This is a genomic window from Maribacter sp. PR66, assembly GCF_028464205.1.
Classification (GTDB): domain Bacteria; phylum Bacteroidota; class Bacteroidia; order Flavobacteriales; family Flavobacteriaceae; genus Maribacter; species Maribacter flavus.
This window is the reverse complement of sequence record NZ_JAQPCH010000001.1, coordinates 418,937-435,233: the sequence shown is the minus strand read 5'-3', so window position 1 is coordinate 435,233 and position 16,297 is coordinate 418,937. Positions and strand designations below refer to the sequence as shown.

13 protein-coding genes are annotated in these 16,297 nt (G+C 42.7%); 6 read left to right on the top strand and 7 right to left on the bottom strand.

Features of this window, described 5'->3' with window-relative positions:
- Positions 1–123 precede the first annotated feature (123 nt).
- Positions 124–663 (top strand): CopD family protein, encoded by a 540-nt coding sequence (locus PP181_RS01920; RefSeq protein ID WP_154917594.1) that lies wholly within the window; start codon positions 124–126, stop codon positions 661–663.
- 102 nt (positions 664–765) lie between these two features.
- On the opposite strand, the gene PP181_RS01915 is transcribed toward PP181_RS01920, so the two are convergent.
- Positions 766–1,251 carry a YybH family protein gene (locus PP181_RS01915; RefSeq protein ID WP_272635770.1) on the bottom strand — a complete coding sequence of 162 codons (486 nt, stop codon included), beginning with the start codon at positions 1,249–1,251 and terminating at the stop codon, positions 766–768.
- 386 nt (positions 1,252–1,637) lie between these two features.
- On the opposite strand from PP181_RS01915, the gene PP181_RS01910 reads away from it, so the two are divergent.
- From PP181_RS01910 to PP181_RS01895, 4 genes are read left to right on the top strand one after another with little or no spacing between them, the layout of a single operon-like run.
- The gene (locus PP181_RS01910; protein ID WP_272635769.1) at positions 1,638–3,068 is read left to right on the top strand and encodes a sensor histidine kinase; all 1,431 of its coding nucleotides are present in this window, start codon (positions 1,638–1,640) and stop codon (positions 3,066–3,068) included.
- A 12-nt stretch (positions 3,069–3,080) separates the two neighbouring features.
- On the top strand, positions 3,081–3,863 hold the full coding sequence (locus PP181_RS01905; RefSeq protein WP_272635768.1) for an enoyl-CoA hydratase/isomerase family protein: 783 nt from the start codon (positions 3,081–3,083) through the stop codon (positions 3,861–3,863).
- Between the two features lie 16 nt (positions 3,864–3,879).
- Complete coding sequence (locus tag PP181_RS01900; RefSeq protein ID WP_272635767.1) at positions 3,880–5,430, top strand: hypothetical protein; 1,551 nt, start codon at positions 3,880–3,882, stop codon at positions 5,428–5,430.
- A gap of 47 nt (positions 5,431–5,477) precedes the next feature.
- Entirely contained in the window at positions 5,478–6,548 is a 1,071-nt protein-coding gene (locus PP181_RS01895; protein ID WP_272635766.1) for a PA0069 family radical SAM protein, read from the top strand.
- Positions 6,549–7,241: 693 nt separating this feature from the next.
- Here the strand turns inward: PP181_RS01895 and PP181_RS01890 are convergent.
- From PP181_RS01890 to PP181_RS01865, 6 genes are all read right to left on the bottom strand, one after another.
- Complete coding sequence (locus PP181_RS01890) at positions 7,242–8,993, bottom strand: amidohydrolase (RefSeq protein WP_272635765.1); 1,752 nt, start codon at positions 8,991–8,993, stop codon at positions 7,242–7,244.
- A 43-nt stretch (positions 8,994–9,036) separates the two neighbouring features.
- Positions 9,037–10,065, bottom strand: coding sequence for an alpha/beta hydrolase (locus PP181_RS01885; RefSeq protein WP_272635764.1), 1,029 nt, complete (start codon positions 10,063–10,065; stop codon positions 9,037–9,039).
- 10 nt (positions 10,066–10,075) lie between these two features.
- The gene (locus tag PP181_RS01880; RefSeq protein ID WP_154917585.1) at positions 10,076–10,375 is read right to left on the bottom strand and encodes an AtuA-related protein; all 300 of its coding nucleotides are present in this window, start codon (positions 10,373–10,375) and stop codon (positions 10,076–10,078) included.
- A 2-nt stretch (positions 10,376–10,377) separates the two neighbouring features.
- Complete coding sequence (locus tag PP181_RS01875; protein WP_272635762.1) at positions 10,378–11,715, bottom strand: acyclic terpene utilization AtuA family protein; 1,338 nt, start codon at positions 11,713–11,715, stop codon at positions 10,378–10,380.
- Between the two features lies 1 nt (position 11,716).
- Positions 11,717–13,000: a CitMHS family transporter gene (locus PP181_RS01870; RefSeq protein ID WP_154917583.1), complete on the bottom strand. Its 1,284-nt coding sequence runs from the start codon at positions 12,998–13,000 to the stop codon at positions 11,717–11,719.
- A 117-nt stretch (positions 13,001–13,117) separates the two neighbouring features.
- Positions 13,118–14,542, bottom strand: coding sequence for a Gfo/Idh/MocA family protein (locus PP181_RS01865; protein WP_154917582.1), 1,425 nt, complete (start codon positions 14,540–14,542; stop codon positions 13,118–13,120).
- 282 nt (positions 14,543–14,824) lie between these two features.
- Here PP181_RS01865 and PP181_RS01860 point away from each other — a divergent pair, with 282 nt between their 5' ends.
- A complete protein-coding gene (locus PP181_RS01860) occupies positions 14,825–16,270 on the top strand; it encodes a glycosyltransferase (RefSeq protein ID WP_154917581.1) in 1,446 nt (481 codons plus the stop codon).
- The last annotated feature ends 27 nt before the right edge of the window (positions 16,271–16,297 follow it).

The following is a 16,297-nucleotide window of genomic DNA, read 5'->3' as shown; positions in this document are numbered from 1 at the left end:
GATAGTGATATAGTGAGTTAGTGGGATGGTGAGTTAGTGAAATCCTTGTGGAAATAATAAGTGTTTGAACTTGAACTTGACTCTTGTATTTGAATTTGATTTTGTATTTGAGTTTAATAGAATATGACCGAATATTATAATTATATAAAAGCCCTGCACCTGATTTTCGTGATTACGTGGTTCGCGGGGCTTTTTTATATCCCAAGATTGTTCATTTATCATATCGAAGCGCAACAAAAACCAGTGGTAGAGCGAGAAATATTGAGCACCCAGTTTAAGTTGATGGAAAAGCGGCTGTGGTATATCATCACGTGGCCATCGGCGGTCTTGGCTACTTTGTTTGCCATTTGGTTATTGATCTTAATGCCCCAGTGGTTACAACAACCTTGGATGCATATTAAATTGGGGTTTGTACTGTTGCTGATTGTGTATCACTTAAAAAATCACCTCATATTTAAAAGATTCCAGCAGGATGATATCAAATACTCCTCAAATTACATGCGTATATGGAATGAAGGGGCTACACTTATCCTATTTGCAGTGGTCTTTCTGGTTATATTGAAAGGTACTTTTAACTGGATTTTTGGCGTAGTCGGAATCATTGTTTTGGGAATCCTTTTGATGCTGGGAATCAAGCTCTATAAGCGAATACGTCAAAAATGACATTTCCTATGTTAAAAGACGACCTATAATTACTTTGAAGGGTGCTTATTATTCCTGTTACTGGATATACCTTTTCAAAATTGAAATATACCGCTTTCGAAATTAATTTTCGTTCCAAATGTCATGTGTGGTCAACCATGAACCATCTGACTGTCGTCTTAAAATATTTAAATATTTGGAGGAAGTTGTTATAGTTTCCCCACCGTTCTTCGGTGTCGCTTTGACAATAGCTTCACCTCGGCCATAGGCCATGTTTCCTGAAACCTCCACTTCCTCGTAGTAACTATCCAATTCAAGGTTAAAATTATCAAAAAGACCTTGATAATATGCCTCTATCGATTCTTGTCCAATCTGTACATTTTTATTAGGTGCCATGAGTATAGCATCTAGAGTAAAATAAGAAGCAATTGTCTTAGCATCCGATTGATTAAAAGCTTTAGCCCTTTCTTTGCTCAAATTTTCAATCTCAACAATTGCTTTGCTATGTTCGTTTTGAGCAAAAATTGAGGTAAAGACAAGTAAGCTCAAAATATGAGTAAGTTTTTTTCTCAATGTTTTTTGAGTTATAATTACCATTTTTGATGACATATTATTACGATTTCATTTGGTTATTAATTCATTTACAATCTTAAAACTCTTTTCTGAAAAACTCGAATGTATTCTGATAATTGGAGCGTATCAAATGTCTCTTTAAAAATATAAACAATAACACATGGATGGAATTATATATGGAATAATTCGAATTTTAGCTTACAATCTTCAATCAATACGATGTACGAACTATCTTAGGTTTTCTGTACCTAGTGAATTGGTTGTAATTCTTATTTGAATTTATTTTTTCCGTTTGGCTTTAACTTGAGATTTGCGCTTGAACTTGATTTTGAACCCGCTTTGGTGCGATATTTGCTAACTTTGAACGAAATGCCCAGCTTTTGTTAAGTAGATTTTCTTTACGGTCGCGCATCTTCGTATCAATGATATTATTGGTACTGATCGCTTCCGTGCTTATATTGGCCGTTACCATCTATCAGTTTAGGGAAATCAACAGGGATTACCATGAAAACAGAATGGAGCGGAAAGAAGAGCAGATCAGGCAGAGCATCGACTTGACCATTCAAAAGACCACCTATCCTGTCACTACCGAGAATCTTGGTCTCATTTTCAAGGAGGAAATTTATGAGATTGCCGTGGTGCAGAACATGAATTTCAACATTTACAGTTTAGAGGGTGAATTGATCAAAAGTTCACGCCCAAAATTTGAAAACGACCCCATTTCCCTTTGTTTAGATCCGGAAATCCTAAATCAGCTCGATGCCAGCGCTGATAAAAGATATGTGGAGCGGAACAAGGCGGCCGGCGACCAGTATCAGGCTTCCTATACGTATATCGCAGACCGACAATTCAAGCCTATCGGGATATTGAATTTGCCTTATTTTGAGGATAATTCATTCAATGACAAGGAGTTGAACGAGTTTTTGACCCGTTTGGGAGGGGTCTATTTTCTGATGTTCCTTTTGGCCATAGGACTGGCCTATTTCATTTCCAAATATATCACCAGGTCCCTGGAAACCATCAGTGATATGATGGAGCGTACGGACCTTACCCGCAGGAACGAGAAGATCCATTTGGAAAAGCCTGGTGAGGAAATAGAGAAATTGATTTCCTCCTACAATGCCATGATTGATGAATTAAGCCTGAGTGCGGCAAAATTGGCAAAAAGCGAGCGGGAACAGGCCTGGCGCGAAATGGCCAAGCAGGTGGCCCATGAAATTAAGAACCCATTGACGCCCATGCGGCTGAGCGTTCAAAGTTTTCAGCGAAAATTCGACCCCAACGATCCTGATATTGCCGAAAAGGTGGCGGAATATTCCAAGACGCTTATTCAGCAGATCGATACCATGAGCAGCATTGCTTCGGCCTTTTCAAGTTTTGCAGAAATGCCGGCGCAGCAGAACGAAACCCTCAACGTGGTAAAAATCGTGAAACTGGCCCTGGATATCTTCAATGAGGATTACATCCACTTTATTGCGGAAGAAGAGGAAATCATCGCCAAATTGGATCGCACCCAGTTGATACGCGTGGTAACCAATTTGGTAAAGAATGCAATACAGGCAATACCGGAGGAGCATAACTCCCCTAGGATTTTGGTTTCGGTTGCAGTAGACGGGGAAATGGTAAAAATTTCAGTAGCCGATAATGGAATCGGTATCGGAAAGGAAGTAGAGGACAAGATTTTCGAACCCAAGTTCACCACCAAGACCAGTGGAATGGGGCTGGGTCTTGGAATGGTAAAGAACATCGTGGAAACCTATAAAGGAACCATAAATTTCACGTCCCAACCCGGGAAAGGCACGGTTTTTTGTGTTAAATTCCCAAGAGTAGCAAGTATGAGGACCATAAAATAAAAAGCAAGGAATATGTCTTACGAAACGATACTGGTAACCATTGTAGAATCGGTTGCGACCATCACCATCAATCGGCCAAAAAAGCTAAACGCCTTGAACCGGGAGACCATTCAAGAACTGCATGAGGCCATATCGGAGCTCGAGGAGGATGCTGATGTAAAGGTGCTTATCATAACCGGTAGCGGGGAGAAGGCCTTTGTGGCAGGGGCCGATATTTCAGAGTTCGCCGATTTTTCGGTAAAAAAAGGAAAAAAATTGGCTGCCAAAGGGCAGGAACTGTTGTTCGACTTTGTGGAGAACCTTTCCAAACCGGTCATTGCCGCGGTAAACGGTTTTGCCTTGGGCGGTGGTTTGGAACTGGCCATGGCCTGTCATTTTCGGGTGGCAAGCGATAACGCCAAAATGGGCCTTCCTGAGGTGTCCCTTGGCGTGATTCCCGGTTATGGGGGTACCCAGCGCCTTCCCCAACTGGTAGGGAAGGGAAGGGCCATGGAAATGATCATGACCGCAGGAATGATTTCTGCTGATCAGGCTAAAAATTACGGCTTGGTAAACCATGTCGTAACACAGGAGGAGCTTTTACCACTGTGTCATAAGATTGCCGAAAAAATCTGTAATAATTCCTCCGTCGCCATATCCCATGCAATAAAAGCGGTAAATGCGGGTTTTATGAATACTGTTAACGGCTACGAGCAGGAAATTGAGGCTTTTGGGGCATGTTTTGGAACGGATGATTTTGCAGAGGGCACCTCGGCATTTTTAGAAAAAAGAAAAGCTGATTTTCCGGGTTCGTAGGTAAAGCGAACTGACCATGTTTAGAAAAATTTTCCTAGTACTTTTTTTGGCGACACTAAACCTTTCCGTTGCCCAAAAGGCCCATGTTGCGTATAACATTGGCGAAAAATATAATGACAAGTACAAGTATTCCAATCTATTGGCCATTGCGGACGATGGCCAGGGCGGAACGGTCATCGTTAGGGCCTACTACACGGGAATCGTGCTAAAACCAAAGGGGTATTTCATTGAACATTACAATGAGGATTTGGAACTGCTTTCCGAATTCAACTATAAGCTGAAAAATGCCAATTTTGTGGATGCATATATCAAGAACGGTCAGGCATACTTACTTTTTCTGGAATACAATTACGACAGAATGGCCTATGAATATCAAGTTCATAGAAGTCCGTATACGGATTATCAGTTCACCAAGGAGACTATTTTGACCATCCCATCGGATCCCGTGGCGGAGCCGCTGGACAGGAATTACTACAATAGGAATTTCTCATCGGGGTTCACTACATCGGTGTTGTTTAACGATGAGAAATCGGCCTTTGCCATCACTACCCATTTTAAAAAGGGTAAGAACAACCAGCACTATATCCATGTTTTTGATGCCGGACTGAACAAATTGATGGAACATGATTTTTCGGCAGAAGTCGAAGAAAAAAATTATGCCTTTGAGACGATCACCTTCTCGGAAGACTTTAGCAATGTATACTTGGTAGGAAAGGCCTATTTCAAGAAAAAACGTTTCAATGCCACGGAGCGCAAGTTCCAATATGAAATGGTACGCGTTTCCAGTACTGGGGGTACAACGCAGTCGTTTTACACGCCGGGCAAGTTTCCAGAGGCCCTGAAACCTATTTTTAAGGGCAAGGAATTATTGTGTCTAGGTTTCTATGCCGATAGAAAGGATAACCGATATAACGGCATCTCCTACTTTAAAATGAATCCGAGGACCTTGGAAATCGAAAGTCAAAAGTTCAATCCGTTTTCTGAACAGTTCATGAAGGATAAGTTCGGTAGGGAAGACGATAAGACGTTGAAAAACTTGGTATTCAAGGGAATGAACATTACCTCCAAAGGAAATATTTTATTTAATGCCGAAGAGTATTTCACCAGTACCAGTACACAGGCCAATAGTAGTGGTGGTAGGGTGTTGGTCACCAGATATCACCACAACGATATTGTAAGTGCCAAACTGAGCGGGGAGGGCGACTTGATCTGGGCCAGAAATATCAACAAGACCGAAGTTACCCAAGGCGATGGGGCCTACGCCTCGTACAGTTCCCTCACCAAGGACGATACCACCTACTTTTTTATCAGTACCTCTGCCGAAAACCCACAGCAGTTAAGTGACGAACGCATCATGTTCAAACAGGGATTGAGCAGAAATAGGAACGTGTTTTTGATCAAGTTGGATGAACATGGCCGCATGAACTATGAAAAGGTTATCGACGATACCGATGCCCGCTTGCCCCTAATGGTTTCCAAACCCTATATAGACAAATTGCATGACGAGCTCCTATTCTATGCCAAGCGCGGCTCCAAAAAACAATTGGTCCAAGTAGCTGTTAAATAATATCTTTTAATGGATTTATTCCATATTTTTGGAATAAATCCATTAAAATGAATAATTCCCCTATAAAAGGAAGAGGGGCACAGGAAAATACGCCCAACAAATTCCTTCAACATAGTTATGAGACTCGGGACGATTTTCTGGAGTTTTGCCGATTGGAAGGAGAGGAGGCCGATAAAAACAAAACCCAGTACATTCCTATTTTTCCGAAGACGATCGTCAACGAAGTAACGAGTCCGGATGTGGGGATGATGTATTCCATGAACCCTTATCAAGGCTGTGAACATGGCTGTGTCTATTGCTATGCCCGAAATACCCATGAATACTGGGGCTACAGCGCCGGCTTGGATTTTGAGCGAAAGATTCTCGTTAAAAAGGATGCCCCTAAATTGTTGGAGGCAAAGCTAAAAAATACATCCTGGAAAGCTTGCACGATTGTACTATCTGGCAATACGGATTGCTATCAGCCTGCGGAAAAGGAATTCAAATTAACGCGGGCCTGTTTGGAGGTCTTTTTGAAATACCGGCATCCCGTGGGCATCATCACTAAAAATGCCTTGATTTTAAGGGATTTGGACATTATAAAGGAATTGAACGCATACGGATTGATTGGGGTGAATGTCTCTGTAACCTCATTAAGGGAGGAAACAAGAAGAGTTTTGGAACCGAGAACTGCTTCTATCCCCAAAAGGCTGAAGGTTATAAAAGTTCTGTCCGATAACGGCATTCCGGTCAATGCGATGTTGGCCCCCATCATTCCGGGAATCAATAGCCATGAGATCATGGATTTGGCCAAAGCCGTTTCGGAAAATGGAGCATTATCCTTTGCTTTTACCGTGGTGCGATTGAACGGTGACATTGGATGTATCTTTACCGATTGGATTCGTAAAACCCTACCCGATAGGGCGGACAAGGTGCTTAACCAAATCAAGGAATGCCATGGAGGTACGTTGAACGATAGCCGCTTTGGCATACGGAGTAAGGGTGAAGGGAAAATAGCTACCCAAATCCATGATATGGTAAGGCTCGCCAAACAGAAATACTTTAAGGACAAAAAATTCCCTGCATTAAATACGGAATTGCATGAACAATATAAGACGGGGCAATTGAGCCTTTTTTAAGGATTTGGGAAAAAAGTAAGCTGAGTGAAGTTTTAAACTTCGCAGTGTAAGTTAAGGCTTGAGGAGATTTCTAGCGCAAGCGGGCGGAAAAATCCGAATGGATTTTTCCCAAAAGGCGGTGGTCAAGCAATTACTTTTATCAATGTTAGATGCTGGGCTTATTGATGTAAATAAATATAAGTCAACAATGAAATTAATATTGATGCAATCATATTTAGGTATCCATGTAAAGATTTGGCAATAGGTTTTCCCATTTGGAGAAGGCCATAAATGACTGTAACAATTAGGGGAAGAAGACCAATCCCGAGTAACATTAGTCCAACAATCCCTTTTCCTATTCCTGCTTGGCCGTCACCCATTGGGTACACCTCCATTTGGTCAAACTGTGATTTGAAATAGAAAATCATAATGATCACAATCATCAAGAATATGGAGTATAATATATTAGAAATCTTCATGTTGGTTAAAACCTGCGTCTAACGCCGCGCTATGTACGCCATCTGCGCTAGCAGTGGGCGAGTTGTAGCGTTGGTGGCTAATTTTATGGAAATATAGTGAAAGCCTGTAAAGATGATAAGGTTTTATGTCTGGTTTTGGATATTGTGAAATGTATCATCGTTTATCGATAAAATCATTTCGCTAGAGTAAGCTCTAAGCTTGTGCCCTCAGAAAAGCATCATACTCTTTAGTGCATTATTCCACTGGTTTTGAGTACACTACTTGCCCGTTAAAAATGGTCATTTCTACTTGGGTATCTAATAATGTTTCCTCCGGTACGGTCATTAGATCTTGGTCAAAAATGGTGAAGTCGGCCAGTTTTCCTTCCGTTATGGAACCCTTAATACCTTCTTCAAAGGCGCCATAAGCGGCATCAAGCGTATAGGAACGTAAGGCCTGTTCCCGGGTCATCTTTTGAGCGGGTTCATAACCCCCCTCTGGATTCCCTTCCAGGGTTTTCCGTGTGACACTTGCGTAAAAACTGGCAATAGGGTTCAAGGGTTCCACGGGAACATCGGTACCGTTAACCACCGGAATCCCGCTCTTTAAAAGGGCCTGCCACATATAGGCGCCTTCCTTGATTCGTTTTTCTCCCAAACGGTCTATCGCCCAAGGTCGGTCGGAGGATAAATGCACGGCCTGCATTGCGGGAATGACTCCAAGCTCCGCGAACCTTGGAATATCGTCCGGGTGTAAATGCTGGGCATGTTCTATACGAAACCTATTGTCATTGACCATCTGCGGTTTTTCCTTAAAAGCCGCTTCATAGCGGTCCAAAATTTCCCGATTGGCGCGATCTCCAATGGCGTGGGAACAGACCTGAAAGCCATGTTCCAGCCCTTTCAAGGATGTTTCCTTGACAAATTCCATGGGCAAGGTCTCATGGCCAAAATGATCAGGCCTATCGGAATAGGGTTCCAACAACCAGGCCCCTCTAGACCCAAGGGCCCCGTCGCAATTCAGTTTTATGGACCGTATGGTAAAAAGGTGCTCAGGATCTACGTTGGGACCTTTTTTGTACCATTCGTTGAGGAGCTCTTTGTCCCATCCCGTTAACATGGCGTACATACGTATCCCCATTTTACCTTGGGCCTTCATTTTGTCATAAAGGGCAATGGTTTCCCTCCCAATGCCGGCATCATGGAAACCCGTAATACCGTTTCGGTGGCAGGCGGCCACGGCCAATTCGAAGGCCTGAATGTCCTTCTCTGGCGTGTTCTCAGGGATGTGTTTGGTGATAAGGGTCATGGCACGTTCGTTAAACACCCCGGTTGGGAGGCCCAAATCATCCACGATGACCTCACCACCTTCCACGGAAAGGGCATCCATGTTTTCGGTACCCATCAATTGAAGTCCGGCCAATTCCATTGCTTTTGCATTTGCAAAACCGGCGTGTCCGCTGGCATGTCTTAGGTAGACAGGATTATCTGGCGATATGGCACTAAGTGCTTCATGGGTGGGAAAACCTAAAACGCTATTTTCCGGCAGTTGGTCCCATTTGCTCTGGTGCCAGCCCCGTCCCGTAATCCACTCACCGGGTTGTGCTTTTTGGACCGCATCTGCAACGGCATCGATAATTTCCTGAAAGCTTTTGGTGTTGATAAGGTCGAGATTAAGTTCATTGTAGCCGAGACCCATAAAATGTCCGTGCCCTTCGATCAGTCCGGGTGTCATGGTCTTACCCTCCAAATCGATTACTTGGGTTTCTGGGCCTTTTAGTTTTTCGGCATTTTCCAAACTACCGGAAAACAGGATTTTGTTATCAAGGGTGACCACGGCTTCCACCACGGGATTCAGGGAATCCATGGTGTAAATGGGGCCACCGTGGATCAATAGGGTGCCGGTTTGTTTCTTTTCGGTTGTACAAGAAAGTACGACCAGGGCAATGATGACATAGCTGATAAGGACAATCCGTTTTTGAAAGGCAAGCAACAATAGTTTTCTCATGATAGTCAAATTAGTTAATCGGTTGGTTATCAACCTACATGTATTATTCTAAATCAAGATAATAATCAAAGAAAGGTAACATTTGTTGCGGAATTCGGCCATCTTCTGTATAGATATTGTTCGTATGGTTGCCAATATATTCTTCGGCAAAATGTTTTACACCTACGTTTTCCAAGCGCTGACTGAACATTTTACATTGTATGGTAAAACGTTCCCCGGCATTTCTTCCCCAATCGAATTTTATGGCCCTAAGCGCATTGAGATTTTCCATATATTCATCGATCATATGAACGGGCATTTCGGAATACCATTTTTGTAGCACTTCGGGATTGGCAGCAATTTCGTCATTTACATATTCAAAAGGTAAATCAAAATAAAATGGCGGTTTATTGGGGTTTGGGGACCATGACCTTCCGAACGCCATAATGACTTTTCCAAAATAGGATTTTGAAAGATCTTCTATGGTTTTCATTTTGGAAAATTCAACATAAGTATTGCTGTTCGGTCCATATTCCCTTACAATGGTCAGTGCTCCAGGACTCAGCGCATAAACGGTTTGAAAAATATCCGGGTGTTTCATGGCGATTTTTAAAGCACCGTATCCCCCCATACTATGTCCGGTAATTCCTCGGCTACCGGGTTTGGCCAAGGTTCGATAGTTCTTATCCATATAAGAGACCAAATCATAGGCGGTAAAATCTTCCCAGTTTCCAAAAACTCCCGTGTTCGAGTAAAAGCTTCCGTCATAGGTGGTCCGCTGATCGGGTATTACAAGAATAAAGGGGTCAATCTTTTCGGCCGCGATGGCATAATCCAAAAGGTCTTTCATGTAATCCATTAGACTATTGTCGTTCAAAAAACCGTGTAAAAAATAGATTACGGGATATCTGGTTTCTGAACCGTCATAATTTGGTGGCAAATAAACGGACACCTTTCTGGTTGGGTTCTCGCCTAAATCATTCTCCAGGTTCTTCGAATAAATAGAGTCTAAGACCACTTTTCCTTGGAATACCTCTTGAGCGGATAGCAAACTTGTTAGCGATAGAAATAGAATGACCAATATTTTTTTCATAATCTGTGTTTTAAAAAGGTATGTCCAATAAATAAGCCCCAAGCGTTTTTCCGTGTTTGTCCAAGGCGGTGGAAGACGTCACCCCACCTCCAAGAGCATCATACATTACAAAATTGAGCGCGCCAAGTTGAGGTAGATCATATCTTTTGACCTCACCCAGTACCTGTTTCCCAAACCATTTCTTAATAAATTCCGGAGTTAATTTTTCCGAAACCATATTAAAATGTTCAGGGTCATAGACGGTAACGGAAACATTACTGATGTTTCCCTTGTCCCCGGTTCTCACATGAGCAACTTCCCATAATTTCATGGCTAGGTAGTTTTATAGAGTACGTTAATTTCAAAATCATCTTTGGGAACCAATATGGAGGCAATGGAAATAATCTCCTCTACTTTTTTGGTTGCACCGCCACCACCATAAGGACCATTGGTATATAAGGTCTCCACCTCATTGGCAATGAACTGGGCCTGTTCTTTGGTGTTTGTTTTCCCCGCTACCCTTAATCGAACTTCATTGATTTCCTTGGGCATTTCCCCTTCATCAAATAGGGAATTTATACCGATAAGATCACATCGTAATTTCGAGATTGGGAAAGGCAGGTTTTCTAACCTTTTTTCTACGATTTCCTTGGCCAATAGCACCCTTGCAATACAGTTGGGGCCGCCGTAACTTATTTGGCCTTCGCCAATAAAACCATTCAAATAGCCAACGCTTACTTTATACGTTGCCGTAGCCGATTTTCCCGAGGCCCCGGAAAATTCAATAATGTCCTTTTGTAATTCATGGAACGTAACTTTCGAAAAATCAGCGGTGCAATCTGGGGTTAGATAATTTTCCGGATCATGTATTTCATACAGCAATTGTTCCGTACATGTAGCGGTGGTGACCATACCCCCGGTATTCTCCAATTTAGTGATAAAGCCTTCCCCGGCATCATTTACTTCAACTAGGGGAAATCCTAAATTCCAAAGATCTGGAACTTCTTTAATACCGGGATCGGCAAAATAGCCCCCGGTTGCTTGTCCGGCACATTCCAATAGGTGGCCGATCATGGTTCCGATGCCCATTTTTTTCCAATCGGTTTTTTCCCATTCAAACTCATAAAGCAAGGGTGCCAGGAAAAGGGAAGGGTCCGCAACCCTTCCGGTAATGATAATGTCCGCATCGTTGCTTAAAGCTTCAACAATGCCATCGGAGCCCAAATAGGCATTTGCGGAGAATAGGTCCTTATTAATTTCAGATAATGGCTGCCCGGTTTCAATAACAGTTTCTCGGATGTAATCCTGTATTTTATGCGATATGTCATCCCCAATAACTGCAGCTACTTTCAGGTTTTTAAGCCCCAATGTAGTAGCCAATTTTGCAACCTCTTCCATGGCTTTTTTTGGATTGGCCGCCCCCATATTGGTAATGACCTTGATCTTGTTTTTATGTGCCAATGGAAGAACTTTTTCCATCCGATAAAGAAGAAGGTCATTATAGCCTTTTTCCGGATCGGCCTTTTTAGCTTTTTGGGCCAAGGCGATGGTCCTTTCGGCAAGGCCTTCAAAACAGATATAATTTAGATTGCCATGCTCCATTAATTCAAGGGCAGGTTCTAATCGATCTCCAGCATACCCAGCTCCGCTTCCTATTCTAATCTTTTTCATGCTACCAGCTTATTGCTCCAATCATTAGGGATAAAACTAAGATAACCATGGTCACCAAAAATGCCAATGGTATGGTTTTTTTCTGATGATCCCCCAATTCGATTCCCGTGAGTCCAATTAATAGATACGTGGAGCCCGTTAACGGACTTACCGGAAACCCTGTTGTCATTTGACCGATAATCGAGGCCCTTCCTACCTCAATAGCCTCCACACCAAAGTGGGATGCCGTGGTGGACAATAAGGGCAGTATTCCAAAATAATAGGAATCCGGATCAAACAACAGACTGGCAGGCATGGATAATACACCGGTTATGACGGCCAAGTGACTACCTATGGTATCTGGAATGTAAGTTACTGCACTTTCTGCCATGGCATTTATCATCCCTGAACCTTTTAAGATTCCCGTAAAACATCCTGCGGCAAATAATATACTGGCCATTAAAAGAGCTGCCTTTGCATGTGCGTTGATTCGCTCGCCCTGCTCCTTTGGATTCGGGTAATTTACTAGTAAGGATATAGAAAACGCTATCATAAAAATAATATGCGGCGGGGCGATTCCACTGATCAAAACTCCCACTGCGACCAATACAAGGGCAATATTGAAATAATATAGCCTTGGACGTTCCAGTTTGGTATCTGTTTCTTGTTCCCGTGCTATGACATCAATATCAGCACCTTTATTCACACGTTCCCTTTTGCCAAGAATATAGGCGATAACCAAAACGGTCAAAAGGCCTCCAATAACGGGAATCAATAATGGGTTAAATAATTCGGTAACGTTTACCTCCAAAGCTGTGGCTGCCCGTATGGTTGGTCCACCCCAAGGTAGGATATTCATTGTGCCCGCGGCCAACGCGGCTATGGTGGCCAAGGTGGTTCTCTTCATTTGCAACGTATCGTACAACGGTAAAAGTGCCGGAATTGTCACCAAAAACGTTACGGCGCCCGAGCCATCCAAATGAACGGCCATGGCCAATAATGCCGTAGCCACGGCAACCCGGGACGGATTGTTCCCGGCAAATTTCAGTAGGGCCCTTATCAGGGGTTTAAAGGTTCCCGCATCGGTCAATATACCAAAGAATAGAATGGCAAAAATGAACATGACCCCAGTGGGAGCGATGGATTTTAAACCATCGGTTATAAAAGTTGCTATTTCCGTAGTAAAACCACCCAAAAGAGCGGTTACGATAGGAACTATAATCAAGGCTACAACAGCGGCCATTTTCTTGCTCATGACAAGGAACAAAAGAGCAACTATGGTTAAAAGACCCAGCCAGGCAAGCATGTAAAATTAAGTATTAAGTTGGTTTACGTTTTTAAATATAGGGATTTGGACCGTTTAAAAAGTAAAAGGCCAGGAATTAAACCCTAGCCCTTTTATACATTTTTGATTATTGGCCGCTTAGCTTAATTCCCATCCTTTTCGGTAACTTCCTTTTACCCATTCGTTCGCTTTTTCCCAATTGGTTACCCGCATGTTGTCGCCATCCCAAAGGATTTTTCGTCGACCTGGATATTCAAAAGGGTCCCAGTCTCCCAATTTTTTGCCTTCCTTCAGTTTCTTATATTGGAAGGCCTTAATGGCCAAATTACCCATGAGAACTGCTTCGGTCAAAGGTCCGGAGCGTTCAAAGTCAGAAGAGGTTTCCACTCCTTCCAAACATCCTTCCACAAAATTTCTTTGGTGGCCGCCCGTATCCCCAGGAATACGTTTTAAATAGGGTTTTGGAGGTGTCAACAATTCCATGGTCGTTGAGGGCAATAATCGTGCGTTTCTAGAATAGGTATCACAGACCAAAATTCCTCGGGTACCGTAGAAAATGCTTCCACCACCGTTATCTCCAATCGTTTCTCCATCCTTCAATTCATCCGGTAAATCAGGGAGTAATCCACCATCATACCAGTTCAAGGCGATATCGCCATGTTCTGGCGTGTTGAATTTTAATCGTACAATGGACGAAGCCGGACAGGATTCGCTGTAATCTGCCTCCACAAAATCACCCACCCAATTCGTGGTGCAACTTGCCTCGGCTTCGGTTGGATAACCAAGTCCCAAAACACTAAATGGGGTTTCCATAATGTGACAGCCCATATCGCCCAAGGCACCTGTTCCAAAATCCCAAAAACCTCTCCATTTAAAGGGTAGATAAGCATCATTATAATCCCTCATCTCGGCGGTCCCCAACCAAAGGTCCCAATCCAGACCCTTGGGAATACGGTCTTTTCCTTGGGGAACGGGAACACCCTGTGGCCAAACGGGTCGGTTTGTCCAACAATCTACCTTATACACTTTTCCAATAATTCCGGAATCTATCCATTCCTTGGCTTCGCGACTGCCATCACTGGAAGCGCCTTGGTTTCCCATTTGTGTAACGATTCCGTTTTCCTTGGCCACTTGGGTCATTAAACGCGCCTCATTGATATTGTGGGTCAACGGTTTTTCAACATAGGCATGCTTTTTTGCCCTCATAAAAGGCAGGGCAATAGATGCATGCATATGGTCAGGAGTGGCTACCATAATGGCATCCATATCGTTCAGATGCTTGTCATAGACCGTTCTAAAATCCTTGTACCTTTTAACATCGGGGAAATTGGCATAGGTTTCCGCTGCCCTTCTATCATCGACATCGCAAAAGGAAACAAATTTCACTTTTTGAGTTTCATTGAGCCCCTGGATTACACCGGCCCCACGTCCACCAACACCAAATGCACCCAAATAAAGGGTATCACTTGGAGGCACATGGGTTTTTCCCATTACAAAACTGGGAACAATACTAAATGCGGTCGAGGCAGCAACCGTATTTTTTATAAACTTTCTTCTTTGCATGATAAAATAAAATTTGACTGAGCTAGGAAGGTACAAAAAATTGACTTTTTATATAAACCAATCGGATTTTATTAAACCAATAAAATTTAGTCTTTAATTTTTAGGTATTCACAATGCAACCAAGTAGGATTTCAATGTTGTGGATGTCGTTTAAATAAGGCGAAAACCATCACAGATTCTTAGCTAAAAGTTAAAGAATCCCATTTTGCATAAATATATCATAATGGATAATCCATAAGGGGTTTGTAGCCGTATAACAACTAGAACAAATCAAGAACACAAATGAAATCTGAAAATACTTTTACACCTGAATTGAACGCTACCAAACAGTCCGATACCAGACCGAGTATCAAGAACGGATTCTTATTGAAAACCAGACTCCAATCCTTTATCCAAAATGCCAATGCATGGGGGGTCTTTGTAATGGGAAGCACCTTTGTCCTTATGATCGCTTCCATCTATGTAATGTATGTGTTGCAGTCCGATTACGACCAGTTTAATCAAGACCGATTGAGTACCACTTTTGGTATGATTTTTATGGTCATCGCTACCGGACTCTTTGCTTTTAAAGCCGGATTTTTTGTCTATACACTGTACCGATATTTCCGTTATAAGGCAATCGAATCCGTATCCAATGAGGAATTGCCCACATGTACCGTAATCGTTCCTGCATATAATGAGGGAAAACAGGTATACGCCACTTTGATGAGCCTGGCGAACAGTGATTACCCTGTTGAAAAACTACAATTGCTATCCATTGATGATGGCAGTAAGGACGATACTTGGTATTGGATGCAGGAAGCCAAAAGAGTTCTAGGGGATAGGGTCGTTATCTACCAACAACCTAAGAATATGGGTAAAAGACACGCCCTTTACCGCGGATTCAACGAGGGAACTGGAGAGGTTTTCGTAACCGTGGATAGTGATTCCATCGTTAAAAAGGACACGCTTAGGAATTTAGTAAGTCCGTTCGTGACGAATGAGAAATGTGGGGCGGTAGCCGGTAACATTAGGGTACTGAACAACGAAAAGGCCTTGATTCCTAAAATGCTGGACGTAAGTTTTGTGTTGAGTTTTGAATTTGTAAGATCTGCGGAAAGTAGCTTAAATTCTGTGTTGTGTACCCCGGGAGCATTGGCCGCGTATAGAAGGACCGCCGTATTCGCCTGTTTGGATGCCTGGATAAATCAGACCTTTATGGGACAACCTTCGGACATTGGCGAGGACAGGGCCATGACCAATATGATTTTGAAGCAGGGATACCATGTGCTATTTCAAAGAAACGCCTATGCCTATACCAATGTTCCCGAAAAATATAAGGGGCTTTACAAGATGTTCATCCGTTGGGGTAGGAGCAATGTTAGGGAGAATATAGAAATGTCCAAGTATGTTTTTACAAACTTTAGGGAAGGTTCCAAAGCGGGCACTAGACTATTGTTTTTTAGCCAGGCGACCAAGATTGTAATGAGTTATCCTTTCTTGTTGTTCATGTTGTACTTTGTGGTAACACATCCGCTGTTGTTTGTAGCATCCACACTAACAAGCATTTTGGTTTTGTCCACATTCCCGGTCATATTTTATGCAAAGCGATATAATTTCATGGAATCCTTTTGGGCCTATTCGTATAGTGTTATGTACACCTTTGGGTTGTTTTGGATTACCCCATATGCCATAGCCACAGCCAACAGAAGAGGATGGTTGACCCGCGGTTTGGCAGAAAAGAAATAAGTTATAGAGAATTTGAGGATATTTGGA